The organism is Mitsuaria sp. PDC51 (assembly GCF_900113225.1).
Lineage (GTDB): Bacteria > Pseudomonadota > Gammaproteobacteria > Burkholderiales > Burkholderiaceae_C > Roseateles.
This window is the reverse complement of record NZ_FOZE01000002.1, coordinates 1,556,404-1,582,864: the sequence shown is the minus strand read 5'-3', so window position 1 is coordinate 1,582,864 and position 26,461 is coordinate 1,556,404. Positions and strand designations below refer to the sequence as shown.

Sequence of the window (26,461 nt, the reverse complement as noted above, 5' to 3'; positions counted from 1 at the left end):
GTTAGGGCGTCCGGGCCGCCAACATCACCTCGTGATGCCCCTTCCCCGCCGGAATCATCGGGAAGCAGTTCTCCACCGGCGCGACGGCCACGTCGAGGAAATACGGGCCGTCGCTCGCCAGGCACTCGGCGAGCGCCGCATCGAGCGCATCCCGCCGCGTGACCCGCGCCGCCTCCCAGCCGAAGCCTTTCGCCACCGCGACGAAATCCGGCATGCAGGCGTTGTAGCTGTGGCTGTAACGCTCGCCGTGATGCAGCTCCTGCCACTGCCGCACCATGCCCATGTGGCCGTTGTTGCACAGCACGACCTTGACCCCCGCGCGGTGCTGCCGCGCCGTGGCCATCTCCTGCAGGTTCATCAGGATCGACGCATCGCCGCTGACGCACACGACCAGCCGCCCCGGATGCGCCACCTGCGCGCCGATCGCCGCCGGCAGGCCGTAGCCCATCGTGCCGGCGCCGCCCGAGGTGAGCCAGCGCCGCGGGCGCTCGAAGGCCAGGTGCTGCGCCGCCCACATCTGATGCTGGCCGACGTCCGTCGACACGATCGCGTCCCGGCCGGCGAGCTGCGCTTGCAGACGCGCCATCAGCGCCTGCGGCGCGATCACCTCCGGCGTGTCCTCGAAGGCCAGCGATCGGCGCGAGCGCCAGTCCTGGATCCGCGCCCACCAGTCGGCCAAGCGCTCCGGTGGCATCGGGCGTCGCTCCAGCGCGCGGCGCAGGCGCGGCAGCAGCGTCCGCGCGTCCCCGCACAGGGCGAGGTCGGCGCGCCGGACCTTGTCGATGGACGCGGGGTCGATGTCGAGGTGGATCACGCGCGCGCCGGGCGCGAAGGCATCGAGCCGGCCGGTCACCCGATCGTCGAAGCGCGCGCCGGCGCAGACGATGAGGTCGGCGTGATGCATCGCCAGGTTGGCCTCCAGCGTCCCGTGCATGCCCAGCATGCCCAGCCAGTGCGGCGACGACGCCGGCACCGCGCCCAGCCCCATCAGCGTCAGCGTGCAGGGCGCGCCGGCCAGCGCCACCGCGGCCGCGAACGCGGCGCAGGCCTCGTCGCCGGCGTTGATCAGGCCGCCGCCGCCATAGAACACCGGCCGGCGCGCGGTGGCGATCCAGTCCGCGGCCGTTTCCACCGCACGCACGTCGACGATGGGCGAGACGGGCAGCGCCGCCGCTTGCGGCCGCTCGTGTGCGGTCCGGGCGGTGGGCCTGGCATCAAGCCTCTCATCAGGCCGCGCCGGCGCCAGCTGCACATCCTTCGGCACGTCCAGCAGCACCGGGCCCGGACGACCGCCCCGCGCGATCTCGACGGCCTTGCGCACCAGCGCCGCGACGTCGCCACCGGGCCGCGCCTGCGCATTCCACTTGGTCACCGGCCGCGAGATGCCCAGCGCATCGCACTCCTGGAAGGCGTCGGTGCCGATCGCCGCGCTATTCACCTGGCCGCTGATGCATAGCACCGGTACCGAGTCGCACAGCGCGTCCAGCAGGCCCGTCGTCGTGTTGCTCATGCCGGGGCCCGAGGTCACCAGCACGACGCCCAGCCGGCCGGTGCTGCGCGCATACCCCTCGGCCGCATGCACGGCCGCCTGTTCGTGGCGGACCAGGATGTGGCGCAGGCGCGGCTCGCCGTGCAGCGCGTCGTACAGCGGCAGCACCGCGCCGCCGGGATAACCGAACACGGTGTCCACGCCGCAGGCCACCAGCGTGTCCAGCAGCGTCTGGGCGCCGTTGCGCGGTGGCGCGTTCCCGAGCGGCGCGACAGGACCGGCGCTGGCCGGCGATGAAGGGGAGGAGGGAGAACAGGGCGCGTCGATGACCGCGCCGCGGGCGCTGACCTGGGCGCCGTCGAACCTGGCATTCATGCGTCCAGTGTCCCGGCACTGGCTCGGAAAGGGTTGCCGTTCTTGCCTCATAGAATTCGCCGCACAGCAAATCTTCCTTCCAAAGCGCGATGGATCAGCAAATCAAGCTCGACAAGTTCGACCGCGCCATCCTGCGCGCGCTGCAGCGCAACGCTCGCGCCAGCCTGCAGGAGGTCAGCGAGGAGGTCGGCCTGACCACCTCGCCCTGCTGGACGCGCATCAAGCGGCTGGAGGAATCCGGCGTGATCGAGGGTTACACCGTCAAGGTGAACGCCGAGAAGATCGGGCGGCCCGAGCAGCTGATCGTGCAGCTCACCCTGAACAAGCACACCGACGCGGCGATGGCGGAATTCGCCCGCCACCTCGAGGCCATCCCCGAGGTCATCGATGCCTACCTGGTCTCCGGCGATTACGACTACGTGCTGCGCCTGTCCGTGCGCGACACCCGCGACTACGAACGCCTGCTGCGCGAGAAGCTCTACAAGATCCCCGGCGTGCGCCACAGCAAGTCCAGCTTCGTGCTGCGCTGCCTGAAGGCGAGCTCCCTGCCCCTGTGAACGGCGCCCCGTGAACGGCGCCGCGCAGAATGGTGGACTGCCGCGGTCGGCGCGACCTCCGATCGAGACCGCTCAGTCGGCGTCCGGCGCCTCACTCGAGGTCGAACCCGGCGCGAACGACGCGCCCTCGACCCGCGCCGGCAGCTCGGGTAGCCGCAGCAGGCGCAGCATGTAGGTCCGCGCGGCCGCGACATGGCGGCGCATCGCCTCGCCCGCGGTGGTTGGGTCGGCCTGCCGGATCGCCTCCACCATCGCCCGGTCCTGGACAGCCAACACGTCCAGCTCCGACGCCCACAAGGCCATGCGCGAGCGCCGGACCGCCTCCAGCAGCCGCCCGCGCGAGGCCTGCATCCCCAGCGCCTGCGCATTGCCGCCCCAGCGCGCGAGTTCCTCCTGCAGCGTCTCATCGGCCGCCAGCAGCTCCTGAGCACGGCCATCCCGGGCGGCCTCCTCCACCGCGCGCACGAGCGCCTCGATCTGCGGCCCCTGCGCCGCCTCGCGGGCCTCGGGCCGCCCGCAGGCCTGGGCCAGCAGCATCGTGTGCAGCGCTTCGCGTACGTCGAAATACTCCTCGATGAAGCGCGCGTCCACCGCCCGCACCACCGCGCCCTTGTTCATCCGCATGTCCACCATGCCGTCCCCCTGCAGTTGCAGCAGCGCCTCCCGCACCGGCACGTTGCTGACCTGGTAATGCGCGCTCAGCTCGTGCAGCGTCAGGTGCTGGCCCAGGCGCCAGCAGCCGTCCTCGATGTCGGCGCGGATCTGGTCGCGCAGGCGCAGGTAGGTCGGCGCATTGATCGGGTGTGTGGATCGAACCATCGCGGCACTCCGTCCAGCAATTGCGGTGAATGAACGATTCACTCTAAGGAGCGCGCTCCCTGTCCATTCCCGGCGAATCGCGTCGCCGCCCGCGTTCTTGCCGAAGCGCAATGAACCGATGTCTCGTCCCGGCATGGACTGCGCAATCGACATATATGTCGCCCTGCGCCCTACTGGAATCAGTCGAGTCACCCCGTGTCAATGGGACAGGCTGTGTCGTTTCCGCATCGCTCGCTCGCAGGGCGCTACAGTCGCGCCCGGGAGGTCAGCGACACAGAGGCAGATGCCCAGGTCAATTCACCCCGAATGGAGTCAGCCGAATGGCGAAATCCTTGAAACAAGTCCTGAGTCAGATCGAGAAACTTCAGAAAGAAGCCGAGGCGCTGCGCGCGAAGGAAATCTCCGGCGTGGTCGCGCGGATCCGCGAGGCCATCGATCACTACGGCCTGACCCCCGAGGAACTGTTCGGCGCGACCCTGCAGCGTCCGCGCGCCGGCCGCAAGGCCGCCGCGAAACCCGCCCGCGCGGCCACCACCGCCAAGCGCAAGGCGCCGCGCGGCGCCGGCACGCCGAAGTACCACGATGGCGCCGGTCGCACCTGGACCGGCGTCGGCAAGCGGCCCACCTGGTTCAAGGACGCGCTGGCCGCCGGCAAGACGGCCGAGGACCTGCTGATCGGTTGATCTGCCGATCGGCTGATTCGCAGGATCCGCGGCGCCGCCTGGCAGCCGCGGCCGACCATCGATGTCAGCGGCCCGGGTCGGCGGGCCCTCGCGCCGCGAGGCCGGCCGGGCCGCGTCACCAGATGCGGCAGCGCTCGGCGTCGGGCTTGACCATCTTCTGGCCCGGCTTGCAGTGGAAGGCCCGTTCGAACTCGGGCATGTTCACCGCGACCCCGTTGATCCGGTAGCGCCCCGGCGAATGCGGGTCGGTCAACGCATGCACGCGCGCGTACTCCGGCCGCGCGTGGCTGCAGTCCCACTGCGCGAAGCCGACGAAGAAGCGCTGCTCCGGCGTCAGGCCGTCGCGGTCCGCCGGCGGCGGCGACATGTCCGCGATCTGCGCCTTCCAGGCCGCATGCGCCAGCACCAGGCCGCCCAGGTCGGCCAGGTCCTCGCCCAACGTCAGCTTGCTGTTGATGCGGATGTCGTCGACGACCACGTACTGCGCGTACTGCTTCGTCACGCAGGCGGCACGCTGCTCGAAGGCCTTGCCGTCCTTCTTCGTCCACCAGTCGCGCAGATTGCCCTTGGCATCGAACTGCCGGCCCTCGTCGTCGAAGCCGTGGATCAACTCATGGCCGATGGTCCCGCCGGTGTTGCCGTAGTTAGGCGCGTCGTCCAGCTTGGGGTCGAACAGCGGCGGCTGCAGCACGCCGGCCGGGAAGTTGATGTCGTTCATCTGCGCGTCGTAATACGCGTTGACTGTCTGCGGCGTCATGCCCCATTCGCCACGGTCCAGCGGCTTGCCGATCTTGGCCAGCTGGCGCTGGAGCTCGAAGGCATTGCCCCGCATCACGTTGCCGGCGAAGTCGTCCCGCGCGACAGTCAGCGCGCCGTAGTCGCGCCAGCGGTCCGGATAACCGACCTTGTTGACGATCGCATGCAGCTTCTCCTGGGCGCGCTGCTTCGTGGTCTCGCTCATCCAGCTCAGCGACCGGATGCGCGCGGCCATCGCGTCCTCGATCTGCTTGGTCATCGTCAGCGTCTTGTCCTTCAGGTCGGGACTGAAGTTGCGGGCGACGAACTCCTGGCCCAGCGCCTCCCCGAGCTGCGCGTCGACCAGCTCGACGCAGCGCTTCCAGCGCGCCTTGTTCTGCGGCACGCCCTGCAGCGTCTGGCCGAAGAACTCGAAGTTGCCCTGCACCGCGGCGCCGGAGAGCGTCGGCGCCTGGCTGCTGACCAGCTGCCAGCGCAGGTAATGGCGCCACTGCGCCAGGTCGCGCTGGCGCAGCTCCCTGGCCATGGCCTTGAAGAAGGCCGGCTCGGTCACGTTGTAGGCCGCCTGCGGGTCCAGGCCCAGCGCGCGCTGGTAGGCCGTCCAGTCGAAGCCCGGCGTGAGCGCCTGCAGCCCGGCCGCCTTCATCGGGTGGAAGCCCTTGTAGGGATCGCGCTTGTCGACGCGGCTCAGCGAGGCGCGCGCCAGCGCGGTCTCCAGGGCCATCACCTGCCTGGCCTGCGTGCGCGCCGCCTCGGGCGCGTCGCCGAGCAGCTCGAAGCTGCGCGCGACGTGCGCGATGAATTGGTCCCGCAGGGTGCGGGATTTCTCGTCGGCCTTGAAGTAGTACTCGCGGTCCGGGAGGCTCAGCCCACCGGCGTAGGCGAAGGCGATGACCCGCGTCGAGTCGGCCATGTCCTGGCCCGAGCTGAAGTGGAACAGCACGCGCTCGTTGTTGGTCGCCAGGTGCAGCGCGGCCAGCAGGGCCGGCAGATCGCGGCGGTCCTTCAGCGCGTCGATGCGCGACAGCAGCGGCCGCAGCGGCGCCAGCGCGTGGCGCTCGGCCGCCGCTTCGTCCATGCAGGCGGCGAAGTAGTCGCCCATGCGCGCCTGGTTGGCGCTGCGCGCCGGATCGGCGGCCGAGAGCTTGTCCAGGATGCCCCAGAGATAACGCTGGTTCTCGTTGGCCATCTTGGCGTAGACCGACCAGCGCGCCTGGTCCGGCGGGATCGGGTTGGCCGCCATCCAGCCGCCGCAGGCGTACTGGTAGAGGTCGTCGCAGGGATCGGCGTTGCGATCCATCGCCGCGGTGTCCAGGCTGGGCGTGTAGGGCAGCTGGTCGAGCGGCGCTTCGGGCGCGGCGGCGGGTGCGGACGCGGCCGCGCCGGGCGCGGGCGTCGCGGCCTGGGCGAAGGGGGCGGCGCCAAGGGAAACGGCCGCGACAAGCGCGGCCGCCGTGGTGCGGGCGAGGGGGTGACGGGTCATGCGCGACAGCCTGGAGTTCTTGCTGGCGGGCATTCTCCGTCAGCGTCCCGCGGCCGCCGAGGTGCCGGAGGACACCTCGGGTAGACCCGACCGCCAAGGGCCGGGCCGCCGGCCGGTCAGGGTGCCACGTAGCTGCTCAGCGCCTTCGGGAACTTGAACAGCCACAGGTGGGTGAGGCGGTCGACCTCGTTGCCGCGGGTCACGCGCGCGGTGACCGCGCCGGCCGCGCAGCTGCCGTCCTGGACGATCACGCCGTTGGCGTCGACGCTGCACTCGGTCGGATCGCCGGCCAGCGGCTTGCCCTTCGCGTCCACCAGCGTCGACTTCAGGCCGAAGTCGTTGTCGTTGATCAGCGCCAGCGTGTTGCCGTCGACGACCGCCAGGCCCTCGGCCTTCTCGGCCTTCCAGCCGGCGGCGTTCAGGTCCAGCAGCACCGTCTTCTTCAGCTTCACGACCTTGGCCCAGGTCACCGCCGAGGCGGTCACGCCATCGATGCTGTTGCGCTCGAGCTCGGTCCCGATGGCGGCGATGTCGGTCGCCGCGGCCGGCAGCTCCACCAGCATCAGGAAGTTGCGCACCGCGCCGGTCGAGTCGGCGCCCTGCTCGATGACGATGAACCTGCCGTTGCCCAGCGAGACCAGGTCGCCGAGCTTGGCGCTGCCGGTGCGGTTGCGGTCCCACTTCTCGCCCTTGGCGGCGAGCGGGTAGCTGAGCGGATAGGCGTAGAGCCGCGAGGTCTCGGTCTTGGGATCGAACTCGATCCAGCGCGCGAACTGGGCGAAGTCGCGCACCTTGACCTTGTCGGTGGTCTTGCCGTCCTGGTCCATGTCGGCGCTGTCGACGACCTCGATGCTCTTGCCGGCGGCGTCCACCGGATCGATCGGGCTCTGCAGGAAGCCATGCAGCCGGCCGGTCGCCGCGTCCATCGTCAGGCCCTCCATGCCGCGGTTGGGACGGCGATGCTTCAGCACCTCGGGCAGGCTGCCGGCGGTCGTGCCGGGCGCGTAGCGCTTGACGACCTGGAAGCTGGCCGCGTCGATCTTCACGATGAAGGGGCCGTACTCGTCCGAGGTCCAGAACACCTTGTTGGCGGCGTCGTGGACCAGCGTCTCGCTGTCCAGGCCGTTCGCGTCGAAGTTGCCCTTGGTCTGGTCGAACTTCAGGGTGTCGGCCAGCGGCACCTCGGCGCTGTTGCCGACGGCGCCGAAGGGCAGCGGGCGGCCGGTGACCTTCGAGCCATCCGGGTTCTTCAGCGGATTCAGGCTGGCGATGACGGCGCCGTCCTTGCCCAGCGTGATCACGCCGATCGACGGCGCGAAGCTTGGCGCGGGGAACATCTTGGTCGTCACGACCGCGCCGGTGTCCGGGCGCGGCGCGCTCGGGCTGTCGCCGTTGGGGCCGCGGTCGGTGATGCCCCAGAACTCCAGCGCGCCGTCGGCGTTCCTGCCCTTGTAGGCCAGGCCCGAGCCGACCGCCGGATAGAAGCCCTTGGGGAAGTCCTTCTTCGCGTCGGCGTTGCTGCCCTCGTAGGGCACGTACTGGTTGTCGGCGGCGCGGATCTGGAACTTGGTGATCGCGACGGCGCCGCCGGCGCTGTCCTGGGTGGCGCTGCTGGTCTCGGTCTTGCCGAGCAGCGTGGCCATCGTCGATTCGTAGTGGTCGACCGCGGCGGCGCGGCGGCTGGCGCTCATCGCGCGGCCGGCGTAGGGCTGGCCGTAGACGTCGTTCTGCCCGGCCGGCAGCAGCGCGGCGAAGGCCTTGTCGAAGTCGGCCGCGGCCAGGTTGAAGTCCAGCGCCTTGGTCAGCGCGTCGTGCACCGCGGCCGTGATGCGGATGCCGTTGGTGGGATCGTCGTCCTCGTCCAGCGCCTGCAGGAAGACGAGGCGGTTCTGCAGCTTGACGTCGCTGAGCGTGCTGGTCCCGGCGAGGTCCGCCGCGGCGACGGTTGCCGCGCAGGCGGCGCTGCCCACGATGACGCCGCCGACGCTGAAGCTCACCGTGTCGCCCGCCTTGCAGGTGAAGACGCCGTTCGCGCCGGTCTTGCCGGAGATCGCCGACGGCGCGGCCTGGTAGCTGACGCCCTCCACCGGCGCATCGACGAGCCGACCCTGCGTCGGTTGGACGACGACCGGGATGTCGTAGCCGTCGTTGTCCTTGGTGTTGCAGGCGCTCAGCGCCGCGATCGCGGCCAGGCTCATCAGGGTCCGGCCCAGCCGGCTGGGGCGGCACAGGCGGGGAACGGAACGGACGGTCGTCTTCTTCATGTCGATCTTTCGTGGCTCGAGGACGCTGCGGCCCGGTCTCCCTCGACGGGGCCGGGTGGCGACAGGGCGGCACGCTAGGCAGCGCGGATGACAGCCCCGTGAAGCGCGTTAACGAATCGTCACGAATACGACAGGAAACCGGGAATACCCCGGGCGAAGGCCGACAGCAGAAAGCCCCGGCACCGCGTCGGGCGACGCGGGCCGGGGCCCCGGTCAGCCGGCTGCAGAGGAGGAGATCAGCCGTTGACCTTGATGCGGTTGTTGACCGACTGGACGCCCTTGGCGGCCAGGGCCATCGAGCCGGCGCGGTCACGCGCGGCCAGGTCGGGCGCGGTGCCGTCCAGGGTCACGTGGCCCTTCTCGGTCTCGACCTTCACGTCGAGCGCGCTGAGCTTGGGGTCGCCCGCCAGCGCGGTCTTGATGGACGTGGTGATCTGGGCGTCGTCGACGGCGGCGCCGACCTTGTCGGCGGTCCGGTCCATCTTGTTGCCCATGTTGTCCATGGCCTGACGAGTGTCCTGCTTCGCTTCCTCGGACTTCTGCTCCATCTTGGAGATGCCGTCGTCCAGGCGCTGGCCGGCGGTGCGACCGTCGTCCTCACGACCGCAGGCGGTCAGGGCGACGGCGGCCACCACGGCGGGCAGCAGCAGGGCAAATTGGCTGGGGCGGGAAGAGTGCTTCATGGCGAGGCTCCTTTCGGGGATATCGCGGTGTCGCGGAAATTCCGCGGAAGGCCGCGGATCCATGACCTCACTCTAGGCAGGCGCCCGGCGCCGCCGGGTCGGCGGCCACCGGAAGCGACGGTCGCCGGGCGTCCCGGACGCTCGTAGGAGCCCGCCTACAGCCCGCCACCCGCAGACGAGGCGCCACCTTCCCCGGGCATCCCCGCCATCCCGGGAATCGGAAAGTCGATGCGCGGAATCTCCGGCTCATCGCGCTTGAGCGGCAGCCAGGCGCAGACCTCGGTGCCCTGCCCCGGCGCGCTGCGCAGGCGCAGCTGGCCGCGCTCGGCCTCGACGCGGAAACGCATGCCCAGCAGCCCGTGCGAGCCCAGCGTAAGCCGGTCCGGCTCGAAGCCCTGGCCGTTGTCGGCGACCACGACCATGGCCTGCGCGTATTCGCGCTTGAGCGTCACCTCGACCTCGGTGGCCCGGGCGTACTTGGCGGTGTTGGTCAGCGCCTCCTGCACCAGCCGGAAGGCCGTCAACTGCGCGCTGGGCGGCAGCTCGACCGCGGGATCCAGGCTCATGCGGATCGGCACGCCGAGCCGCTCGGAGGTCTCGCGGCACAGGATCTCGAGCGCCGGCACCAGGCCGAGCTGGTCCAGCGTCGACGGCCGCAGGTCCTCGATGATGCGGCGCTTGAGCGCGATGCCGCTGTTGAGCGTCTCCGTCAGGTGGTTGAGCCGCTGCATCAGGTCGGGCGCCCCGGCCTGCAGCTTGGGCCGCAGCCGCGCGACGTCGAGCTTGGCCGCGGTCAGCAACGCGCCGAGCTCGTCATGCAGGTCGCGGGCGAGGCGGGCGCGCTCGTCCTCGCGCGCGGTCTGCAGGTGGCGGGCCAGCTGGGTGAGCTCGGCGGTGCGGCGCGCCACCTCGACCTCCAGCCGGTCGCGCTCGGCGCGCACTTCCTGCGCCTGCTCGGCGCGCTGGTCGTCGAGCGCGCGGCTCTTGCGCACGAACAGCACGAACACGATCAGGCTCAGCAGCGTCATGCCGGCCACGCCGATGCGGCTGAGCATCAACGTGTCGTAGACCTGGCCGGTGCCCAGCGCGATGCGGCGGTTCTCGTCGGCCAGCAGCTCGGCCGAGCGACGGCGGATCTGCTCCATCTGGTCGCGGCCGATGTCGGTCATCATGAGCTCCCGGCCGGCCGCCTCGCGCCCGCTCTCATAGAGCTTGAGCACCTCCTGCAGCTCGCTGAGCTTGGCGCCGACGGCGCTGGCGATCTCCTTGCTGCGGCGCTCGGCATCCTCGGCGCCGACCTGCGCGTACATCCGCTGCAGCGCGCTGAGCCCCTGCGAGGCGTCTTCCGCGGCGAAGCGGTAGGGGTCCAGGTATTCCGGCCGGCGGGTGATCAGGTATCCCCGTTGCCCTGACTCCGCGTCGGTCACGCGGGCCATCAGCCGGAGCAGTTCCATCCGGGCCCGGCCCAGCGTGTCCAGGCGGTCCATCTGCGACACGGCGCCGAAATAGGCCAACTCGCTGATCAGGATCATCAACAGGGCCACGAACACGCCCAGCGGCATTGCCCAGGTCTTGCGACCGAGGTTCGTGACGGTGTCCTTCAGGCTCATCCTCTACACTCCCCGAGCGATTTCGCTCGCTTGACCATCGCCTCACCATGATCCGAATCGCCATCGTCGACGACCACGCGATTGTCCGCGCCGGGCTGCGGCAATTCCTCTCCGAACAGGTCGACCTGCGCGTCACCGGCGAAGCCAGCTCCGGCCGCGAGGCCCTGGACCTGGCCCGCGCCGGCGAAGTCGACGTGATGCTGATGGACCTCTCGCTGCCCGACCAGAGCGGCGTCGAGACCCTGGCCGCCATCAAGGCCCGCAAGCCCGAGCTGCCGGTGCTGATCCTCAGCGGCTTCCCCGAGACCCACTACGCGACCACGCTGCTGCGCCAGGGCGCCAGCGGCTACCTGAACAAGGAATGCGACCCCGAGGAGATCGCCACCGCGATCCGCACCGTGTTCCGCGGTCGCAAGTACATCACGCCCGCGGTGGCCGAGCTGCTGGCCGAGGGCCTGGGCGCGCCGGCCGACCAGGCGCCCCACGAGTCCCTGTCCGAGCGCGAACTGCAGGTCTTCCTGCGCCTGGCCCGCGGCGAGACCGTCGGCCACATCGCCGACGGCATGTCGCTGAGCGTGAAGACGGTCTCGACCTACCGCTCGCGCGTGCTGGAGAAGCTCGCGCTGAACACCAACAGCGAGCTGACGTATTACGCCCTCAAGAACGGGCTGATCGAGTAGCCGCATCGCGATGGGCCGCATCGGCCAGGCCGCCGCAGTAGGCGAGCAGGTCCTCGAGCTCGGCTGACTTGTCGAACACCTTGTCGGCGCCCAGCGCGAAGCAGCGCTGGCGCATGTCCGGCGTCGCGTAGTTGCTCAGCACCACGCGGCGCGCCTGCGGCATCCGCTCGCTGGCGGCGCGCAGCACGTTCAGCCCGGTGCCCTGGGCCAGGAAGATGTCGATGATCAGCAGGTCGCAGCCGGGATGGGTTTCCGACAACCAGTCCAGCGCGCCGCGCTCGTCCTCCGCGTGACCGAGCACGCGCAAGTCCACCATCTCCTCGAGCGTCGCCACCAGGTTCTCCCGGATGACGGCGTTGTCCTCGACGAGGAAGCAGGTGAGGGCGGCGCTGGCGGGCTGGGACTCCATGGCGGGACTCGTGTACTTCTCGGAACCACAAGCGGGTGCGCGCGAACGGACGGGATGCGGAGGCACACCGTCCGTTCGCGCACAGCGCCCGGGGCGGTCGGTCAGGCCGCCACCGGGCGCGTGTCGGTCGCGCGTCAGCGCGTCAGGCTGGGCCTCCGCGGCCCGATCGGTCACCCGATCAGTTGCGGATGGCGATCTCGTTCTTGACGCGCTTCACGCCCTTGACCTCGCGGGCCAGGCGCTCGGCATCGGCCTTCTCGGTGGCGCTCTTGGCGAAGCCCGACAGCATCACCTCGCCCTGCAGCGTCTCGACGTGGATGGAGCTGGCGTCGACGGTCTTGGCCTCGACGAACTTGGACTTCACCGCGGTGGTGACGGCGGCATCGTCGACGTACTCGCCGACCGAGGATTGGCCGCGGGTGACGGCGCAGCCCGGCAGCATCGTGATGGCGCCCACAGCGGTGGCCAGGGCGAGAACGGTGGCTCGAATCATCATGTTGATCTCCTTGGATTGATGACAGGGCTCGGACTCACGCGGCGTGGCGGTCTGTCGACACGACGGCAGGGGCCGGCTCGGCGAACGTCGCGGGGGCGTGGTCCATCAGGTAGGGCAGGGCCGCTTCCAGTCCCAGGACCGGTTCGTGGTCGCCGACGGCGGTCCACTGGACCTGGCAGGCGATCTCATGAACATGCAGGGCGAGGGAATGGTGGTCGGCGATACCCATCTGTCGGCTCCTTGTGCACCCCGCGGTGCGCTGGAACTGACTCTACGTATGCCGAACAGCCGGCCCTGTCGTCCGCATGCGCGTTGTTGTGTAGGACAAGCGGAGATCACCGGCGAATGGCGCGCCCGCGGTTCGGGTCAAAGGCGGCGAGGGCGATCACCGCCTGCGGGATGAGGCAATGTCCTACAGGGCGTCGCGGGCGACCCCGACACCCACGGGCATGCGCCCTGCCTACGATCGCGGCCATGGAAACGCTGGAAATTGTGAATGCCGAACTGCTGTTGTCGACCCCGCTGACGGTGGTCGTGCGGGCGCGGCTGGACTTCATTGAAGCCGACGGCCACGAGACGCAACGCGAACTGGCCCTGGTGATCCCGCGCAGCCGCTGCGACGGCGACCGCCCGCTATGGCCGGCGCTGATGTCCGCGGCCAGCGAGCACTGGCACCGCTGCCCCGGCAGCGCGCGCCGCCTGCAGGTCTGCATCGACGGCGAATGGGAGACGCTGCTGACCTCGCAGCTGGCCCACTGAGCCCGCAGCCGCACAGCGGTGCGATGACGACGGGGCGTCGTCAGCCCGGACACGGATAATCCGCCGCTGGCCGATCACGGCCCGACGACGATGATCCGACGCCTCACTTCCGATTCCCTTCGCCCCTGGGCCATGGCGTCCCTGGCGGCCGCGCTGCTGGCCGGCTGCGGCGCCTTCGGGCCGGGCAGCGCCGCGCGCAAGAACTCCGTCTACCAGAACGAGCGCTTCGCGGCGGACGAGACCTTCTCGCGCCTGTTCGACGCCAGCGTCAACGACACCTGCGAGGCCGCGCGGCGCGCGCTGCTGAGCCAGGGCTACGTGATCAACACCGCGACGCCGGACTCGATCGCCGGCACGAAGCGCTTCCAGCCCGAGGGCGAGGTGCACGTGGAGATCAGCTTCACCATCGTCTGCGTGCCCGAGGGCGGCAGCGGCAAGCTGGCCACCGCCTACGTGTCCGCGCTGCAGGACCGCTACAACGTCAAGCGCAGCGCCAATTCCACGAGCCTCGGCGTGAGCGCGATCGGCTCGATCTCGGTGCCGCTGTCGTCGACCTCGGAATCGCTGGTCAAGGTCGCGTCCGAGACCATCCCGGCCGGACAGTTCTACGACCGCTTCTTCGCGCTGATGCAGCGGCTGATCACGCAGCAGGGGGCCGACGACACGAAGGACCTCGACAAGACCGGCGGCTGAGGACGGGCGCCCGCTCGCGGCGGGCGCCGCCTGCGATCAGGGCTGCGCCGCCTGCTGCGGCGACCCGGCGGTGCGGGTCTTCTCAAGGACCAGCCCGCGGCGCTCCAGCAGCGGCTGGATCTGCGGCTCGTGGCCGACGACGCCGCGGAACAGCGTCAGCGCGTCCTGGCTGCCGCCCTGCGACAGCAGCTTGGCGCGGAAGGTGTCGCCCAGCTCGCGCTTGAGGCCGCCATTGGCCTTGAACCACTGCACCGTGTTGGCGTCCAGCACCTCCGACCACACGTAGGCGTAATAACCGGCCGCGTAGCCGCCCATGATGTGGCTGAAGTAGGGCGTGCGGTAGCGCGGCGGCACCGCGTCGTAGTCGTAGCCCTCCTCGCGCAGCGCCTGGGCCTCGAAGGCCATCACGCCGTCGGCCGCCGGGATCCGGTCCAGCGGCAGCTGGTGCCAGCGCTGGTCCAGGCTCGCGGCGCTCAGGTACTCGGTCGAGGCGAAACCCTGGTTGAACTGCTTGGCCGCCAGCACCTTGTCCAGCAACGCGCGCGGCATCGGCTCGCCGGTCTTGTAGTGCTTCGCGTAGTTCGCCAGCACGCTGGGCCAATCGGCCCACATCTCGTTGACCTGCGACGGGTACTCGACGAAGTCGCGCGGCACCTTGGTGCCGGCCATGCTCGGGTACTTCACGTTGGAGAACATGCCGTGCAGCGCATGCCCGAACTCGTGGAACAGCGTCGTCACCTCGTCCCAGGTCAGCAGCGTGGGCTTGCCGTCGGCCGGCTTCGGGATGTTGAGGTGATTCGCCACCACCGGCTTCTGGTTCATCAGCCCGCTCTGGTCGACGTAGGCATTCATCCACGCGCCACCGCGCTTGGAGGGCCGCGCGTACAGGTCGGCCAGGAAGATCGCCAGCTGCGAGCCGTCCGCGTTGAAGACGTCGTAGACCAGCACGTCGGGGTGGTAGACCGGCAGGTCGCGGCGCTCCTTGAACTTGAGGCCGTAGAGCTGCCCCGCCGCGTAGAACACGCCGTTCTCCAGCACGTTCCTCATCTCGAGGTAGGGCTTGAGCTGCGACTCGTCGAAGCCGTACTTCTCGGCCCGCAGCTTCTCGCTGTAGAAGCTCCAGTCCCAGGCGGCCAGCTTGAACGAGGGCTGATGACGCGCGGCCTGCTCGCGATCGATCACGGCCTGCAGTTCGGCGCCCTCGCGCCGGGCCGCGCCGACCGCCGACGGCGCCAGCTGGCGCAGCATGCCGTTGACGGCTTGCTGGGTCTTGGCCGTCTCATCCTTGAGCACGAAGTCGGCATGCGTGGCGAAGCCCAGCAGCCGCGCCCGCTCGGCCCGCAGCGTGACCACGCGTGAGACCAGCGCGGTGTTGTCGAAGGCATTGCCGCGCGAGCCGCGTGCCACCGAGGCCTCGTACACCCGCTGGCGCAGCGCGCGGTTCTCCAGCTGCGCCAGCACCGGCTGGCCGGTCGTGTTCAGCAGCGCGATCAGGTACTTGCCGTCCAGGCCGCGGGCCTTCGCAGCCGCCGCGGCGGCGGAGATCTGCTCCTCGTCCAGGCCCTTGAGCTCCTCCAGGCTGTCGACGACGACCGCCGAGTCGTTCACTTCCGCCAGGACGTTCTGGTTGAAGCGCGCCCCCAGTTGCGCCATCTCGGCGTTGATCGCCTTCATGCGGGCCTTGCCGTCCTCGTCAAGCTTCGCGCCGGCGCGCAGGAACTGCTGGTACTGGCGTTCGATCAGGCGCTGCTCCTGCGCGCCCAGGCCCAGCGCGGCGCGGCGCTGGTACAGCGCCTCGATGCGGGCGAAGAGCTTGGGATTGAGCTGGATCGCATCGCGGTGCGCGGCCAGGCGGGTGGCGTAGTCGGCCTGCAGCTTCAGCCGCGCGGGGTTGGCGTCGGCGCCGGTGAGGCTCATCAGCAGCGTGGTCGCGCGGCCCAGCGTGCGGCCGCCGCGTTCGAGCGCCACGATGGTGTTGTCGAAGGTCGGCGCGGCCGGGTTGTCGGCGATCGCGGCCACCTCGGCCAGCTGCTCCGCCATGCCCTGGTCGAGCGCGGGGCCGATGTCGGCGTCGGGAATGCGGTCGAACGGCGGGTACTGCAGCGGCAGCGGACTCGGCGCCAGCAGCAGGTTGGCGGACGGCGCGCCGGTGGCGGCCGACGCCACGGCGGAGGCCGGGGCCGCGGCGGGCGTGACGGTCTGCGCCAGGACGGGCGCGGCGAGGGCCACGGTGGCGGCCAGGACGAAGGGAATCCTCATGGGAGACGGCCCGCGTGGGTCACAGGCATTCGTGTTGTGCGAGGCCGCCACCTTAGCCGATGACCCCGCCGGGAACGAAGGGCATGGGCGTCGTCCGCCCCCGTGGCGAACCCTGCCCCGGGACAACCCTGAGGCCTTCCGCGGCAAGACGTCACGACGGCGTTGGCGATTAGCATGTCGGCTCCCCTTGCCGCACATCGCGGGACCGGCCCGCTTCCCCACCGACCCATGTCCGACTCCACCTTCCAGTGGGCCGTGATCGGCCCGGGCGCGATCGCCCATCGCTTCGCCGATGCCGTCGCGCGCCTCGACGGCTGCCGCCTGCATGCGGTCTGCGGCCGCGATGCCCATCGCGCGCAGCAGTTCGCCGACCGCTGGTCCGCAGCGGGAGAACCCGCCGTGCTCGCCCACACCGATCCGGCGGTGCTGCTGGCCGATCCGGCCATCGACGGCGTCTACGTGGCCACGCCCCATGGCCAGCACTACGAGCCCGTCCTGGCCGCGCTGCGCGCCGGCAAGGCGGTGCTGTGCGAGAAGTCGCTGGTGCCCAATCAGGAGATGGGCCGCCGCCTGGTCGAGGCCGCGCGCACGCACCGGAGCTTCCTGATGGAAGCCGTCTGGACGCGTTTCCTGCCGGCCTACCAGGAACTCGCGACCTGGCTGCGCGACGGCCGCCTCGGCGCGCTGCACGGGCTGCAATCGAGCTTCTGCTTCCCCGCGCCCTACGACCCCGACAGCCGCATCTTCAGCCCGGCGCTGGCCGGCGGCGCGCTGCTGGACGTCGGCATCTACAACCTGACCGCCACGCGCTGGGTGCTGCAGCACGCGCTCGGCGAGGTGCCGCCGCTGGTGGACCTGCAGGTGCGGGCCAAGCTCGCGCCGACCGGCGTGGACGCGCGGCTGGCGGTGGCGCTGGACTTCGGCGACGGGCTGGTGTCGCAGTTCCATTGCGCGGTGGACACCTTCGCGCCCAACACGATGCAGGTGCTGGGCGCGGCTGGCGCCATCGTGCTGCCGGAGACCTTCTGGGAAGCGACGCGTCTGCAGTGGCTGCCGGCGCGCGGCACGGTCGAGACGATCGAGCGCCCTTTCGAGATCAACGGCTTCGAGAACGAGATCCGCGAGGCGATGCGCTGCGCCCGCGCCGGTGAGATCGAAAGCCCGGTGGTCCCGCATGCGGAGACGCTGGCGGTGCTCGGCTGGATGGATCGCATCCGCGCGCTGGCCGGCGTGCGCTATCCCTTCGACGACGACTTCCCGCCGCCGCGCTGACGCGGCCGGGAGAAGACCACAGGAACAGCCAGCAGCGAGGCCTCATGGAGACACGACCCGGCGCCTTTTCCGACTCGATCCCCGTGCCGCGTCCCGACAGCCCGGCGCTACGGATCGAGCGCGCGGCGCCCGACGACCTGCCGCGCATCGAGAACCTGATGCAGTTCTACAACTACGACCTCAGCGAGTGGACGCCGGTGGCGTTCGCGCCCGAGGGGCGCTACCAGCTGCGGCCCAAGGCGCCGTACTGGGCGCAGCCGGACGTGCATCCGTTCCTGATCTGGGTCGGCGACGAACTGGCCGGCTTCGCGGTGGTCGACCGCGACTGCGAGGACAGCCAGTCCGACCACAACATGGGCTACTTCTTCCTCGCGCGGGGTTATCGCGGCCACGGCCTGGCGGCGCGCGCGGCCGGCGAGGTGCTGGCGCGCTTCCCGGGCCGCTGGGAGGTCTACCACCTGATGGCCAACACCCCCGCCGCGCAGTTCTGGCCCGGCGTCATCCGCGGCCGCGCCGCCGGCGAGATCGATCGCGAGGTCCGCACCCTCCACGGCGACGAGTGCTGCCTCTACCGCTTCACCGTGGCGCTGCCCGCCGGCGCCTGAGCCCACCACGTCCCCTCACGAAAGTTCCGCCATGCAGCTCATCGGCATGCTCGACTCCCCCTACGTCCGCCGCGCCGCGATCGCGATGCAGCTGCTGGGCCTGCACTTCGAGCACCGCTCGCTGTCGGTGTTCCGCACCTTCGACGAATTCAGCCGCATCAACCCGGTCGTCAAGGCGCCGACCTTCGTCTGCGACGACGGCACGGTGCTGATGGATTCGACGCTGATCCTGCAGTACGCGCAGTCGCTGTCGCCGGGACGGGCGCTGCTGCCGCCCAGCGATCCGGCGCTCAAGCGCGCACTGCGGCTGATCGGCCTGGCGCTGGCGGCCACCGACAAGAGCGTGCAGGCGGTGTACGAGCAGCAGCTGCGCCCGGACGACAAGCAGCATGCGCCCTGGCTCGAGCGGGTGGGCGCCCAGCTGCGCGCCGCGCTGCTGGAGCTCGAGGCGGAGATGGGCAAGGCGCCGCTCTCGGCCGAGCGCGACGCGATCGGCCTGGCGGGCATCACGATCGGCGTGATGTGGGAATTCGTCCGGCAGATGACGCCGGAGCTGCTGCCGCCGGCGGAGCGGCTGCAGACGCTGATCGCCTATGCGACCGAGGTCGAGCAGCTGCCCGAGTTCCGCGCCGCGCCTCATGGCGACGGCCTCGTCCAGCCCTGCGGGGGCTGAACGAGGCCGGGGACGCGTCAGCGTGTCGCCGCTGCTGTGCCGCCGCCGGTGCGCGGCAGGCTCTTGATCAGGTGATTGAGCAGCAGCGCGATCACGATCAGCGCCGTCAGCCCGAAGGCCCAGGTGACCCACACCACCGGCACCAGCCAGCCGATCGCCGTCCCGGCCATCGGGGCGCCGGTGCCCGCCATCTCCATCAGCCAGCGCACGAAGGACTGGAGCATCTCGAGCAGCCCGGTGTCGAGGAAGGGCTCGGCCCAGGCCGGGAACTTGAACTCGACCGCGGCCTTGCCAAGCTCGGTGGCGCGGCCGGTGGAGAGCGCCTCCACCGTCCAGCGCACCAGGCCGGCCGCCGCCCAGGCCAGTCCGCTCCAGACCAGCGCGAACACGCCGGTCAAGGACCACAGCAAGGTCTTCATCGTCGCGCCGTCAGTCGTCGCTGGAGCCGGCGAAGCCGAAGATGCTCAGCAGGCTGGTGAACAGGTTGAACAGCGAGACGAACAGGCTGACCGTGGCCATCACGTAGTTCCGCTCGCCGCCGTTCACGATCATGCTGGTGTGGAACAGGATCATGCCCACCGACAGCAGCGCCACGACGCCCGAGACCACCATCGCCAGCATCGGCAGCTGGAAGAACAGGTTGGCCAGCGACGCCAGGATCGCGATGATCATGCCGGCGAACAGGAAGCCGCCCATGAAGCTGAAGTCCTTCTTGGTCGCCAGCACATAGGCCGACAGCACCAGGAAGGTCGCGCCGGTAGTGCCCAGCGCCAGGGCGATCGTGTTGGCGCCGCCGGGCAGGTTCAGGATGGCGCTCAGCAGCGGGCCCAGGGTGTAGCCCATGAAGCCGGTCAGCGCGAAGACCAGCGGCACCGACGCGGCGGAATGCTGCGTCTTGTGGATCGCGAACAGCAGGCCGAAGTAGCCGATGAGCGTCAGGATCATGCCCGGGGCGGGCAGCTTGAACGCCACCGCGGCCGCCGCCACCGCGCCGCTGAACAGCAGCGTCATCGACAGCAGCGCATAGGTGTTGCGCAGCACGCGCGCCACGTCGGCGCGCTGGGTGAAGACCGAATCGCCGCCGCTGGCGGTGGCGGGCGTCCAGGCCGAGGGGGACGCCGGATGTCGTTGGTAGTCGCTCATGACTGGTTCTCCTGGATCCGAGTGAGCCGTTGGACGGAACGCGCGCTCTCGCGCGCACGAGGTGCGGACCTTAACGTCGTCTTCACTTCGTATAAACCTGCTTCAATCTCATTCTTCTGAAGCAATTTCCGATTCGTTGTCCATCGCCGGTTCCTGCGTGCCGCGACGCTGCAGCAGCTTGGCCACCAGCGGATGGTTCTGGCCGCGGCGCGAGTAGATGCCGTGGACGTCCTCGACGACCTCGGTCTGGCCGAGCAGGTGCAGGCCGGCCATCATCGACAGGTCGTCCGCGCCCAATCGGCTGACCGGGAAGACGCCCAGCCCGCGCGCGGCGAAGACGCTCATCAGCGCGCTGTCCTCGAACTCGCCGACGATCTGCGGCCGGATGTGGTGCTGCTCGAACCAGCGCTCCAGGCCCGCGCGCAGCGAGGCGTGGCGCGTCGGCAGCAGCACCGGCAGCGTCTCCAGCACGTGAGGGAAGCCCTTGTTCGGCGCGCGACGGGCGCGCTCGACCAGTTCCGCGGGGCCGTACCAGTCGACCGAGGTGCTGGCCAGCAGCTGGCTGGTGATGCGCAGCGTCGGATTCACCGGCGCGGGCTGGTCGGTGAGCACCAGGTCCAGGTGGTGCAGGGCCAGCTCGCCGATCAATTGGTCGACCTCGCCCTCATGGCAGACGAGGCGCAGGTTCGGCGTGTCCAGGACCGGCGCCAGCAGGGCATGGGCGGCCAGCTTGGACAGACCGTCAGACAAGCCCACCGACAGGCGCTGCACGCGCTGCGTGGCCGCCTCGTGGACCTCGTGCGGCACCATCTGGCCGATCTGGAAGATCTCCTCGGCGCGGGCGAAGGCGGCTTGGCCGGCTTCGGTCAGCACCAGGCCGCGGCCTTCCGGCTTGAGCAGCTGATGGCCCAGCGAGCGCTCGAGCTCCCGCACCTGCGCGCTGATCGTCTGCACCGCCATGCCGAGGCGATCCGCCGCCCGGGCGAAGCCGCCCTCCTTGGCGACGACCCAGAAGTAGTGCAGATGGCGGTAGTTGAGGGCAGACATGAGAGGGCCTCCGAGAAAAACGAAGCCGGATCATAAATAACTTCGCTTAAACGGAAGTTAAGAAAGACTTGTCGAAGGTTTTTCCGACGAGCCAACAAATCCGGTGCGCGTGGATTCGCCACTTGGCGGCGCAACGCTTCGCGCGTTTGACGCGCGCATCTTCACGCATTCTTCACGTCGCACTTCGATTCTTGTGCGGCCAGCGGTTCGGAAAAGCAGAACGCGCCGGCGGCCTCCCGGCCCCGGCGCGTTCGTCCGCCGCGGAATTCCCGCGGCGCGCCCCTCGGTCAGACGGCGTCCAGGCCCGCCTTCAGGTCGTCGCGCAGGTCCTCGAGGTCCTCGATGCCGGCGGAGATCCGCACCAGCGAATCGGTGATGCCCAGCCGCGCCCGCGTCTCCACCGGGATCGACGCGTGCGTCATCAGCGCCGGCAGCGAGATCAGGCTCTCGACGCCGCCCAGGCTCTCGGCCAGCGAGAAGATCCGCACCCGCTCCAGGAAGCGGCGCGCGCCGGCCAGGTCGGTGTCGAGCTGGACGCTGATCATCCCGCCACCGCCGCGCATCTGGCGCTGGGCGAGCGCCTGCTGCGGATGGCTTTCCAGGCCCGGATAGTGGACACGGCGCACCTTGGGCTGGCCTTCCAGCCAGCGGGCGAGTGCCAGCGCGCTCTCGTTGTGGCGCGCCATGCGCAGCGCCAGCGTCTTGAGCCCGCGCAGCGCGAGGAAGCTGTCGAAGGGGCCGGCGATCGAGCCCACCGCGTTGTGCAGGAACTCGAGCTGCTCGCGCAGCGCCGCCTGGCGCTGCTCGCCCCCGACCACGACCACGCCGGAGATGACGTCGCTGTGCCCGTTGAGGTACTTCGTCGCCGAATGCATCACCGCGTCGAAGCCCAGTTCCAGCGGACGCTGCGCCCAGGGGCTGGCGAAGGTGTTGTCGGCGATGGCCAGCGCGCCGTGCTCGCGCGCGAGCTTCGCGACGGCGGCCAGGTCGGTCAGCTTCAGCAGCGGGTTGCTGGGCGTCTCGATCCAGATCATCTTCGTCTCGGGCCGCAGCGCGGCGCGGACGTTCTCAGGATCGCTGCTGTCGACGTAGCTCACCTGCAGGCCGGCGCTGCGCTTGCGCACGCGCTCGAACAGCCGGTAGCTGCCGCCGTAGAGATCGTCGCCCGCGACGATGTGCGAGCCCGCGTCCAGCGTGTCCAGCACCGTCGCCATCGCGGCCAGGCCCGACGAAAAGGCGTAGCCCTGCACGCCGCCCTCCAGGCTGGCGATCGCGCGCTCATAGGCCTGGCGGGTCGGATTGTGGGTGCGGCCGTATTCGTAGCCCTGGTGGACGCCAGGGCTCCGCTGGCGGTAGGTGGAGGTCGCGTAGATCGGCGGCATCACCGCGCCGGTCAGCGGATCGGGGCGTTGGCCGCCATGGATCGCGCGCGTGTCGAAGCGCAGGTCGGCGTCGGCCGGATGGTCGTTGTCTTTCTCGGGGGAATGGCTCATGACAAGCCCTTTCGCAGGTGGTTCAACAGGTCGAAGCGGGTGACGAGGCCGTGGAAGCCGCGATCGTCGGCGATCACGGCCACCAGGCCCTTGCGCAGCTGCGCGATCAGGTCGGACAGCGGCGCGCCCGGCGGCAGCGTCTGCACATCATGGCTCATCGCGCTGTCGACGCTGTCCTTGAAGTGGCGCGCGTCCATGTGCATCTGCGCGAGCAGGTCGGACTCGTCCAGCAGGCCCACCAGCTTCCCGTCCTTGAGCACCGGCAGCTGCGAGACCTCGGCCTGGCGCATGCGCGAGAAGGCGGTGGCCAGCGTGTCCTCGGGGCTGACGCTGATGACGGCGCCATCCTCCGGCCGCCGCGCGATCAGGTCGCGCAGGTCGCCCTTGCTCTCGCGTTTGAGCAGGCCCTGGTCGAACATCCACGGGTCGTTGTAGACCTTGGAGAGATAGCGGGTGCCCGTGTCGCAGACCAGCGTCACCACGCGCTTGGGCGTGGTCTGCGCGCGGCAGTACTTCAGCGCCGCGGCCAGCAGCGTGCCGGTGGACGAGCCCGCCAGGATGCCCTCGGCGCGGTACAGGTCGCGCGCGGTGGCGAAGCTCTCCTCGTCGGTGATCGCGTAGGCGTGGCGCACGCCGCTCAGGTCCGCGATCGGCGGCACGAAGTCCTCGCCGATGCCCTCGACGGCCCAGGAGCCGGCCTCGCCGAAGCTGCCGGTCTCGATGAAGTCCTTGAGGATGGAGCCGGCCGGATCGGCCAGCACCACGTCCAGGCCCGGCCGGACCTTGGCGAAGAAGCGCGACAGACCGGTGATCGTGCCGCCGGAGCCGACGCCGCAGACCAGCGCGTCGATCCGGTGGCCGACCTGCTGCCAGATCTCCGGACCGGTGGTGGTCTCGTGCGCGAGCGGGTTGTTGGGGTTGTTGAACTGGTCGGCGTACCAGGCGCCGGGGAGGTCCCGGACCAGGCGCGCGGCGCGGTCCTGGTAGTAGTCGGGGTGGCCCTTGCCGACGTCGGAGCGGGTGATGTGCACCTCGGCGCCGAGCGCCTTGAGCTGCAGCACCTTCTCGGCCGACATCTTGTCCGGCACGACCAGCACGACCCGGTAGCCCTTCGCCCGCGCGACCAGCGCGAGCCCGAGCCCGGTATTGCCGGCCGTGGCCTCGACGACGGTGCCGCCGGGCGGGAGCAGGCCGTCGCGTTCGGCGGCCTCGATCATCGACAGGCCGATGCGGTCCTTGATCGAGCCGCCGGGGTTCTGCGATTCCAGCTTCAGGAAGAGCTGGCAGGGGCCGGTGTCGAGCCGGTTCACCGGCACCAGCGGCGTGTTGCCGATCAGGTCCAGCACGGCGGGGCGGTCGGGCCGCTCGATCGCTGGCGACGCGGTGGGGGAAGAGGTCTCCTTGGCACTCATGGGCGCTCCTTGTGATCCTGGTGGGATGGTCCGGCGACGCGTCCGGCGGGGTGGTACCGGACGCGGGCAAACCGCGCAGCCTATCTGCCGGGAGCGGGTCGCTCCAAGCGCGGTTGTCGCCGCAGCTTATCCGCTTCGCTTCGTTCCCGGCGTGGCGCCGCGTCCCTACCCTTTATCCATGTCGTCCAGCATGAGGAAGTCCAAGACCCAGCCATGAACTGACCCTTGTCATCCGATGCGAGCAGCGCCCCGGCTTCGGCCGGGGCGTTTGTTTTTGGGGGCGGCACCACTGGAGTCGGTGGGTCGGTCCGGCAGCGGCATAGGAACAGGCCACTGACGGCGGGGGCGAGGCGGGGCAAGCTCATGCCCTTCTTCAACGCACCCCGGGGACAGTCATGATCAACGAAGCGCTTTGCCAACGCGCGCTCGAAGTCGCGGACCAGCCCATGAGTCGCGAGCAGCTCATCAACACGGCATTGCGCTGGTTCATTGCTCGCCAAGCGCAACTTCGCCTGGCCACGATGGGTGGCATAGCCCCCCACCTGCCCGACATTCCGCGTCGTCGGCAGGATCCGGAGGACGAGAGGGACCTGCAATGATGAAGGTCGTCGTGGACACCTCGGTCTGGATCGACCACTTCCGCCGCGCCAATCCATCGCTCCTGGCACTCCTCGAACTGGACGTCGTGCTCGCGCATCCGATGATCCTCGGGGAGCTTCGTTGCGGCACCTTGCCGGAGCCGCGGACGACCGCGCTCTCGACGCTGGAAGACCTGGAGCTGAGCGCGCCGGTCGACGTGGACGAGGTGATCGGCCTGATCGAAGGACAGCGGATCTTCGGCAAGGGTTGCGGGCTGGTCGACATCGCATTGCTGATGTCAACGCTCAAGACGCCTGGCGCGTGCCTTTGGGCCACAGACAGGCGACTCGCGGCGCTCGCGAGGCGTTTGGGCATCGCTCACGCCGAGACGCCGGCCAGACCGCATGCGCCCCTCGACAAGGCCTTCAGCGCTGCATGCCCCACCGCCTGACCGTCACGCGTTCGATCGTGCTGAACACCAGCCGCTCGACCAGCCATCCGATCAGGATCACCAACGCGAGTCCCGCGAAGACGCGATCGGTCATCAGCTCGTTGCGGTTCTGGAAGATGTACCAGCCCAGGCCGCCCTGGCCCGAGGAGGCGCCGAAGAACAGCTCCGCGGCGATCAGCGTCCGCCACGCGAAAGCCCAGCCCACGCGCAACCCCGACAGGATGGCCGGCAGCGCCGCGGGCAGCAGGATCTGCGCGACATAGCGCGGCCCCCTGAGGCCATAGTTGCGGCCCGCCATGCGCAGCGTTTCGGGCACCGCCGCGAACCCCGCCGAAGCCGCCAGCGCCAGCGGCCACAGCACCGCATGCACCAGCACGAAGATCAGGCTCCCCGAGCCCAGTCCGAACCACAGCAGCGCCAGCGGCAGCAGCGCGATCGCGGGCAGCGGATTGAACATCGCCGTCAGGCTGGACAGCAGGTCCCGGCCCCAGCGCGACGAAGTGGCCAGCGCCGTCAAACCCAGCGCGAGCGTCACGCCCAGCGCATAACCCTGCAGCAGCAGCCTCAGCGAGATGAACGCCCGCTGCAGCAACTCCCCGCTGGCGAGCCCCTCCCAGAGGGCGCTCGCGGCCGCGGTGAAGGTCGGCAACAGCAGGTCGTTGCCGGCGGCGCGCGCGGCGATCTCCCACAACGCAGCCAGCAGCGCCAGCAGCGCGGCCTGGCGCCAGGCGCTCGAGTCCAGCGCGCGCCGCCACAGCGGCACGGGCGTCGCCTCGACCGGCGGGGCGTCGGTCAGCGCGAATTCGCGCTCGGCGCGCGCGGCGGGATCCAGCAGCCGAGATGTCGGCAACGCGGTCACGGTCATCGCGCCTCCTCAAGTCAGGGCCGCGGCCCGTTCAGCAGCCACCGGCTCGCTGATCGCATCGACCGCCGCCGGGTCGCCGAACAGCAGTCGTTCGATGCGATTGGCCTGCGCGGCCCGCTGCGCCGGCGTCAGCCCTTGCGCATTCAACTCCGCCCGCACCCGTCCCGGATGCGGCGACAGCACCAGCACCCGGTGCCCGACGATCAAGGCCTCCTCGATCGAATGGGTCACGAAGAGCAAGGTGAAGCGCTCCTGCTCCCACAGCGCCAGCAGCTCGTCCTGCATGCGACGTCGGGTCAGCGCATCCAGCGCGGCGAAGGGCTCGTCCATCAACAGCACGCGCGGCTTCATCGCCAGCGCGCGGGCGATCGCGACGCGCTGCTTCATGCCGCCGGACAGCTGATGCGGATAGGCCGACGCGAAGTCCGCCAGGCCCACGCGGGCGAGCCAGTCCCCCGCCTGCTCCAGCGCCACCTTGCGCGGCGACGACCCCGAGGCGATCAGCGGGAACGCGACGTTCTCCAGCACCGTCTTCCACGGCGGCAGTTGGTCGAATTCCTGGAACACCGCGATGCGGTCCGGCCCGGGTCCGTCGATCGGTCGGCCGTCGACGAGGATCCGGCCCTCGGCGGGCGCGATGAAGCCGCCGACCGCCTTCAGGAGCGAGGACTTCCCGCAGCCCGACGCGCCAAGCAGCACGAAGCGCTCCGACGGCATCACGTCGAAGCCGACGCGATGGGTCGCGCGGATCGGGCCGCGCTCGCCGCGGTATTCGAGGCTGACGCCTTCCACCCTCAACCGCGCCTGCTGCGCCAGCGGCACGCCCGCCGCCTGGCCGCCGGCCTCGCACACCTCGCAGCCAGGCCGGGTGTCGATCGCGTCAAGCCGTTCCAGCACCGCGCTCAT

General features: G+C 70.1%; 27 protein-coding genes. 10 read left to right on the top strand and 17 right to left on the bottom strand.

Annotated features, from left to right (window positions below; genetic code table 11):
- Position 1: 1 nt before the first annotated feature.
- Entirely contained in the window at positions 2–1,864 is a 1,863-nt protein-coding gene (ilvB, locus tag BM393_RS18410; protein ID WP_091729853.1) for a biosynthetic-type acetolactate synthase large subunit, read from the bottom strand.
- 89 nt (positions 1,865–1,953) lie between these two features.
- Between ilvB and BM393_RS18405 the strand changes: the two genes are divergently transcribed.
- Complete coding sequence (locus BM393_RS18405) at positions 1,954–2,421, top strand: Lrp/AsnC family transcriptional regulator (RefSeq protein ID WP_221211160.1); 468 nt, start codon at positions 1,954–1,956, stop codon at positions 2,419–2,421.
- A gap of 72 nt (positions 2,422–2,493) precedes the next feature.
- On the opposite strand, the gene BM393_RS18400 is transcribed toward BM393_RS18405, so the two are convergent.
- Positions 2,494–3,240 carry a GntR family transcriptional regulator gene (locus tag BM393_RS18400; protein ID WP_175538405.1) on the bottom strand — a complete coding sequence of 249 codons (747 nt, stop codon included), beginning with the start codon at positions 3,238–3,240 and terminating at the stop codon, positions 2,494–2,496.
- A gap of 332 nt (positions 3,241–3,572) precedes the next feature.
- On the opposite strand from BM393_RS18400, the gene BM393_RS18395 reads away from it, so the two are divergent.
- Positions 3,573–3,923, top strand: a complete 351-nt coding sequence (locus tag BM393_RS18395) for an H-NS histone family protein (protein ID WP_310732154.1) — start codon at positions 3,573–3,575, stop codon at positions 3,921–3,923.
- Between the two features lie 115 nt (positions 3,924–4,038).
- Here the strand turns inward: BM393_RS18395 and BM393_RS18390 are convergent, their stop codons facing one another.
- The 4 genes from BM393_RS18390 to BM393_RS18375 form a co-directional block, all read right to left on the bottom strand.
- Complete coding sequence (locus BM393_RS18390; RefSeq protein WP_091731804.1) at positions 4,039–6,162, bottom strand: M13 family metallopeptidase; 2,124 nt, start codon at positions 6,160–6,162, stop codon at positions 4,039–4,041.
- A 116-nt stretch (positions 6,163–6,278) separates the two neighbouring features.
- Positions 6,279–8,426: an esterase-like activity of phytase family protein gene (locus BM393_RS18385; RefSeq protein WP_091729843.1), complete on the bottom strand. Its 2,148-nt coding sequence runs from the start codon at positions 8,424–8,426 to the stop codon at positions 6,279–6,281.
- 236 nt (positions 8,427–8,662) lie between these two features.
- A complete protein-coding gene (locus BM393_RS18380; protein ID WP_091729838.1) occupies positions 8,663–9,109 on the bottom strand; it encodes a BON domain-containing protein in 447 nt (148 codons plus the stop codon).
- 155 nt (positions 9,110–9,264) lie between these two features.
- Complete coding sequence (locus tag BM393_RS18375) at positions 9,265–10,719, bottom strand: CHASE3 domain-containing protein (RefSeq protein ID WP_091729834.1); 1,455 nt, start codon at positions 10,717–10,719, stop codon at positions 9,265–9,267.
- A gap of 47 nt (positions 10,720–10,766) precedes the next feature.
- Here BM393_RS18375 and BM393_RS18370 point away from each other — a divergent pair, with 47 nt between their 5' ends.
- The gene (locus BM393_RS18370) at positions 10,767–11,399 is read left to right on the top strand and encodes a response regulator transcription factor (RefSeq protein WP_091729829.1); all 633 of its coding nucleotides are present in this window, start codon (positions 10,767–10,769) and stop codon (positions 11,397–11,399) included.
- Here the strand turns inward: BM393_RS18370 and BM393_RS18365 are convergent.
- The 3 genes from BM393_RS18365 to BM393_RS18355 all read right to left on the bottom strand — a co-directional run bounded on the left by BM393_RS18365 (position 11,377) and on the right by BM393_RS18355 (position 12,533).
- Positions 11,377–11,808: a response regulator transcription factor gene (locus tag BM393_RS18365; RefSeq protein ID WP_091729826.1), complete on the bottom strand. Its 432-nt coding sequence runs from the start codon at positions 11,806–11,808 to the stop codon at positions 11,377–11,379. The two genes, BM393_RS18370 and BM393_RS18365, sit on opposite strands and share 23 nt — an antisense overlap.
- A 178-nt stretch (positions 11,809–11,986) precedes the next feature.
- Positions 11,987–12,304 (bottom strand): BON domain-containing protein, encoded by a 318-nt coding sequence (locus tag BM393_RS18360; protein WP_091729824.1) that lies wholly within the window; start codon positions 12,302–12,304, stop codon positions 11,987–11,989.
- A 34-nt stretch (positions 12,305–12,338) separates the two neighbouring features.
- Positions 12,339–12,533 (bottom strand): hypothetical protein, encoded by a 195-nt coding sequence (locus tag BM393_RS18355; protein ID WP_091729820.1) that lies wholly within the window; start codon positions 12,531–12,533, stop codon positions 12,339–12,341.
- A gap of 245 nt (positions 12,534–12,778) precedes the next feature.
- Here BM393_RS18355 and BM393_RS18350 point away from each other — a divergent pair, with 245 nt between their 5' ends.
- Together BM393_RS18350 and BM393_RS18345 are read left to right on the top strand one after the other, a co-directional pair.
- A complete protein-coding gene (locus tag BM393_RS18350; RefSeq protein ID WP_091729815.1) occupies positions 12,779–13,063 on the top strand; it encodes a hypothetical protein in 285 nt (94 codons plus the stop codon).
- Between the two features lie 90 nt (positions 13,064–13,153).
- Positions 13,154–13,756: a DUF2242 domain-containing protein gene (locus BM393_RS18345; RefSeq protein WP_217648469.1), complete on the top strand. Its 603-nt coding sequence runs from the start codon at positions 13,154–13,156 to the stop codon at positions 13,754–13,756.
- Positions 13,757–13,792: 36 nt separating this feature from the next.
- Here the strand turns inward: BM393_RS18345 and BM393_RS18340 are convergent, their stop codons facing one another.
- Positions 13,793–16,015 (bottom strand): M3 family metallopeptidase, encoded by a 2,223-nt coding sequence (locus BM393_RS18340; protein ID WP_091729808.1) that lies wholly within the window; start codon positions 16,013–16,015, stop codon positions 13,793–13,795.
- 228 nt (positions 16,016–16,243) lie between these two features.
- Here BM393_RS18340 and BM393_RS18335 point away from each other — a divergent pair, with 228 nt between their 5' ends.
- Genes BM393_RS18335 through BM393_RS18325 form a run of 3 tightly spaced genes read left to right on the top strand, consistent with a single transcriptional unit; the run spans position 16,244 to position 18,565 of the window.
- Positions 16,244–17,287 carry a Gfo/Idh/MocA family protein gene (locus tag BM393_RS18335; protein WP_175538404.1) on the top strand — a complete coding sequence of 348 codons (1,044 nt, stop codon included), beginning with the start codon at positions 16,244–16,246 and terminating at the stop codon, positions 17,285–17,287.
- A gap of 44 nt (positions 17,288–17,331) precedes the next feature.
- Complete coding sequence (locus BM393_RS18330; protein ID WP_091729800.1) at positions 17,332–17,892, top strand: GNAT family N-acetyltransferase; 561 nt, start codon at positions 17,332–17,334, stop codon at positions 17,890–17,892.
- Between the two features lie 31 nt (positions 17,893–17,923).
- On the top strand, positions 17,924–18,565 hold the full coding sequence (locus BM393_RS18325) for a glutathione S-transferase family protein (protein WP_091729797.1): 642 nt from the start codon (positions 17,924–17,926) through the stop codon (positions 18,563–18,565).
- 17 nt (positions 18,566–18,582) lie between these two features.
- Here BM393_RS18325 and BM393_RS18320 read toward each other — a convergent pair whose 3' ends face one another.
- From BM393_RS18320 to BM393_RS18300, 5 genes are all read right to left on the bottom strand, one after another.
- Positions 18,583–18,984 carry a hypothetical protein gene (locus tag BM393_RS18320; RefSeq protein ID WP_091729794.1) on the bottom strand — a complete coding sequence of 134 codons (402 nt, stop codon included), beginning with the start codon at positions 18,982–18,984 and terminating at the stop codon, positions 18,583–18,585.
- Between the two features lie 10 nt (positions 18,985–18,994).
- Positions 18,995–19,708, bottom strand: coding sequence for a Bax inhibitor-1/YccA family protein (locus tag BM393_RS18315; protein ID WP_091729789.1), 714 nt, complete (start codon positions 19,706–19,708; stop codon positions 18,995–18,997).
- Positions 19,709–19,816: 108 nt separating this feature from the next.
- The gene (locus BM393_RS18310; protein WP_091729784.1) at positions 19,817–20,755 is read right to left on the bottom strand and encodes a LysR family transcriptional regulator; all 939 of its coding nucleotides are present in this window, start codon (positions 20,753–20,755) and stop codon (positions 19,817–19,819) included.
- Positions 20,756–21,042: 287 nt separating this feature from the next.
- Positions 21,043–22,248, bottom strand: a complete 1,206-nt coding sequence (locus tag BM393_RS18305) for a PLP-dependent aspartate aminotransferase family protein (protein WP_091729781.1) — start codon at positions 22,246–22,248, stop codon at positions 21,043–21,045.
- On the bottom strand, positions 22,245–23,660 hold the full coding sequence (locus BM393_RS18300; protein WP_091729777.1) for a pyridoxal-phosphate dependent enzyme: 1,416 nt from the start codon (positions 23,658–23,660) through the stop codon (positions 22,245–22,247). Before BM393_RS18300 ends, BM393_RS18305 begins: the two co-directional genes overlap by 4 nt.
- Before the next feature lie 395 nt (positions 23,661–24,055).
- Here BM393_RS18300 and BM393_RS18295 point away from each other — a divergent pair, with 395 nt between their 5' ends.
- Both BM393_RS18295 and BM393_RS18290 read left to right on the top strand, forming a co-directional pair.
- The gene (locus tag BM393_RS18295) at positions 24,056–24,259 is read left to right on the top strand and encodes a hypothetical protein (protein ID WP_091729773.1); all 204 of its coding nucleotides are present in this window, start codon (positions 24,056–24,058) and stop codon (positions 24,257–24,259) included.
- Positions 24,256–24,690: a type II toxin-antitoxin system VapC family toxin gene (locus BM393_RS18290; protein WP_254783491.1), complete on the top strand. Its 435-nt coding sequence runs from the start codon at positions 24,256–24,258 to the stop codon at positions 24,688–24,690. The genes BM393_RS18295 and BM393_RS18290 overlap by 4 nt, the downstream gene beginning before the upstream one ends.
- On the opposite strand, the gene BM393_RS18285 is transcribed toward BM393_RS18290, so the two are convergent.
- Both BM393_RS18285 and BM393_RS18280 read right to left on the bottom strand, forming a co-directional pair.
- A complete protein-coding gene (locus BM393_RS18285) occupies positions 24,665–25,555 on the bottom strand; it encodes an ABC transporter permease (protein ID WP_091729769.1) in 891 nt (296 codons plus the stop codon). The two genes, BM393_RS18290 and BM393_RS18285, sit on opposite strands and share 26 nt — an antisense overlap.
- A 9-nt stretch (positions 25,556–25,564) precedes the next feature.
- Positions 25,565–26,461: an ABC transporter ATP-binding protein gene (locus BM393_RS18280; RefSeq protein WP_091729764.1), complete on the bottom strand. Its 897-nt coding sequence runs from the start codon at positions 26,459–26,461 to the stop codon at positions 25,565–25,567.

Bases quoted from the DNA above. Each gene is read 5' to 3' on its own strand.
- ilvB (WP_091729853.1), bottom strand. From the start codon at position 1,864: ATGAATGCCAGGTTCGACGGCGCCCAGGTCAGCGCCCGCGGCGCGGTC.
- BM393_RS18385 (WP_091729843.1), bottom strand. From the start codon at position 8,426: ATGAAGAAGACGACCGTCCGTTCCGTTCCCCGCCTGTGCCGCCCCAGC.
- BM393_RS18295 (WP_091729773.1), top strand. From the start codon at position 24,056: ATGATCAACGAAGCGCTTTGCCAACGCGCGCTCGAAGTCGCGGACCAG.
- BM393_RS18365 (WP_091729826.1), bottom strand. From the start codon at position 11,808: ATGGAGTCCCAGCCCGCCAGCGCCGCCCTCACCTGCTTCCTCGTCGAG.
- BM393_RS18305 (WP_091729781.1), bottom strand. From the start codon at position 22,248: ATGAGCCATTCCCCCGAGAAAGACAACGACCATCCGGCCGACGCCGAC.
- BM393_RS18280 (WP_091729764.1), bottom strand. From the start codon at position 26,461: ATGAGCGCGGTGCTGGAACGGCTTGACGCGATCGACACCCGGCCTGGC.
- BM393_RS18285 (WP_091729769.1), bottom strand. From the start codon at position 25,555: ATGACCGTGACCGCGTTGCCGACATCTCGGCTGCTGGATCCCGCCGCG.
- BM393_RS18360 (WP_091729824.1), bottom strand. From the start codon at position 12,304: ATGATGATTCGAGCCACCGTTCTCGCCCTGGCCACCGCTGTGGGCGCC.
- BM393_RS18315 (WP_091729789.1), bottom strand. From the start codon at position 19,708: ATGAGCGACTACCAACGACATCCGGCGTCCCCCTCGGCCTGGACGCCC.
- BM393_RS18340 (WP_091729808.1), bottom strand. From the start codon at position 16,015: ATGAGGATTCCCTTCGTCCTGGCCGCCACCGTGGCCCTCGCCGCGCCC.
- BM393_RS18335 (WP_175538404.1), top strand. From the start codon at position 16,244: ATGTCCGACTCCACCTTCCAGTGGGCCGTGATCGGCCCGGGCGCGATC.
- BM393_RS18405 (WP_221211160.1), top strand. From the start codon at position 1,954: ATGGATCAGCAAATCAAGCTCGACAAGTTCGACCGCGCCATCCTGCGC.
- BM393_RS18310 (WP_091729784.1), bottom strand. From the start codon at position 20,755: ATGTCTGCCCTCAACTACCGCCATCTGCACTACTTCTGGGTCGTCGCC.
- BM393_RS18290 (WP_254783491.1), top strand. From the start codon at position 24,256: ATGATGAAGGTCGTCGTGGACACCTCGGTCTGGATCGACCACTTCCGC.
- BM393_RS18330 (WP_091729800.1), top strand. From the start codon at position 17,332: ATGGAGACACGACCCGGCGCCTTTTCCGACTCGATCCCCGTGCCGCGT.
- BM393_RS18380 (WP_091729838.1), bottom strand. From the start codon at position 9,109: ATGAAGCACTCTTCCCGCCCCAGCCAATTTGCCCTGCTGCTGCCCGCC.
- BM393_RS18345 (WP_217648469.1), top strand. From the start codon at position 13,154: ATGATCCGACGCCTCACTTCCGATTCCCTTCGCCCCTGGGCCATGGCG.
- BM393_RS18320 (WP_091729794.1), bottom strand. From the start codon at position 18,984: ATGAAGACCTTGCTGTGGTCCTTGACCGGCGTGTTCGCGCTGGTCTGG.
- BM393_RS18325 (WP_091729797.1), top strand. From the start codon at position 17,924: ATGCAGCTCATCGGCATGCTCGACTCCCCCTACGTCCGCCGCGCCGCG.
- BM393_RS18355 (WP_091729820.1), bottom strand. From the start codon at position 12,533: ATGGGTATCGCCGACCACCATTCCCTCGCCCTGCATGTTCATGAGATC.
- BM393_RS18390 (WP_091731804.1), bottom strand. From the start codon at position 6,162: ATGACCCGTCACCCCCTCGCCCGCACCACGGCGGCCGCGCTTGTCGCG.
- BM393_RS18400 (WP_175538405.1), bottom strand. From the start codon at position 3,240: ATGGTTCGATCCACACACCCGATCAATGCGCCGACCTACCTGCGCCTG.
- BM393_RS18375 (WP_091729834.1), bottom strand. From the start codon at position 10,719: ATGAGCCTGAAGGACACCGTCACGAACCTCGGTCGCAAGACCTGGGCA.
- BM393_RS18300 (WP_091729777.1), bottom strand. From the start codon at position 23,660: ATGAGTGCCAAGGAGACCTCTTCCCCCACCGCGTCGCCAGCGATCGAG.
- BM393_RS18350 (WP_091729815.1), top strand. From the start codon at position 12,779: ATGGAAACGCTGGAAATTGTGAATGCCGAACTGCTGTTGTCGACCCCG.
- BM393_RS18370 (WP_091729829.1), top strand. From the start codon at position 10,767: ATGATCCGAATCGCCATCGTCGACGACCACGCGATTGTCCGCGCCGGG.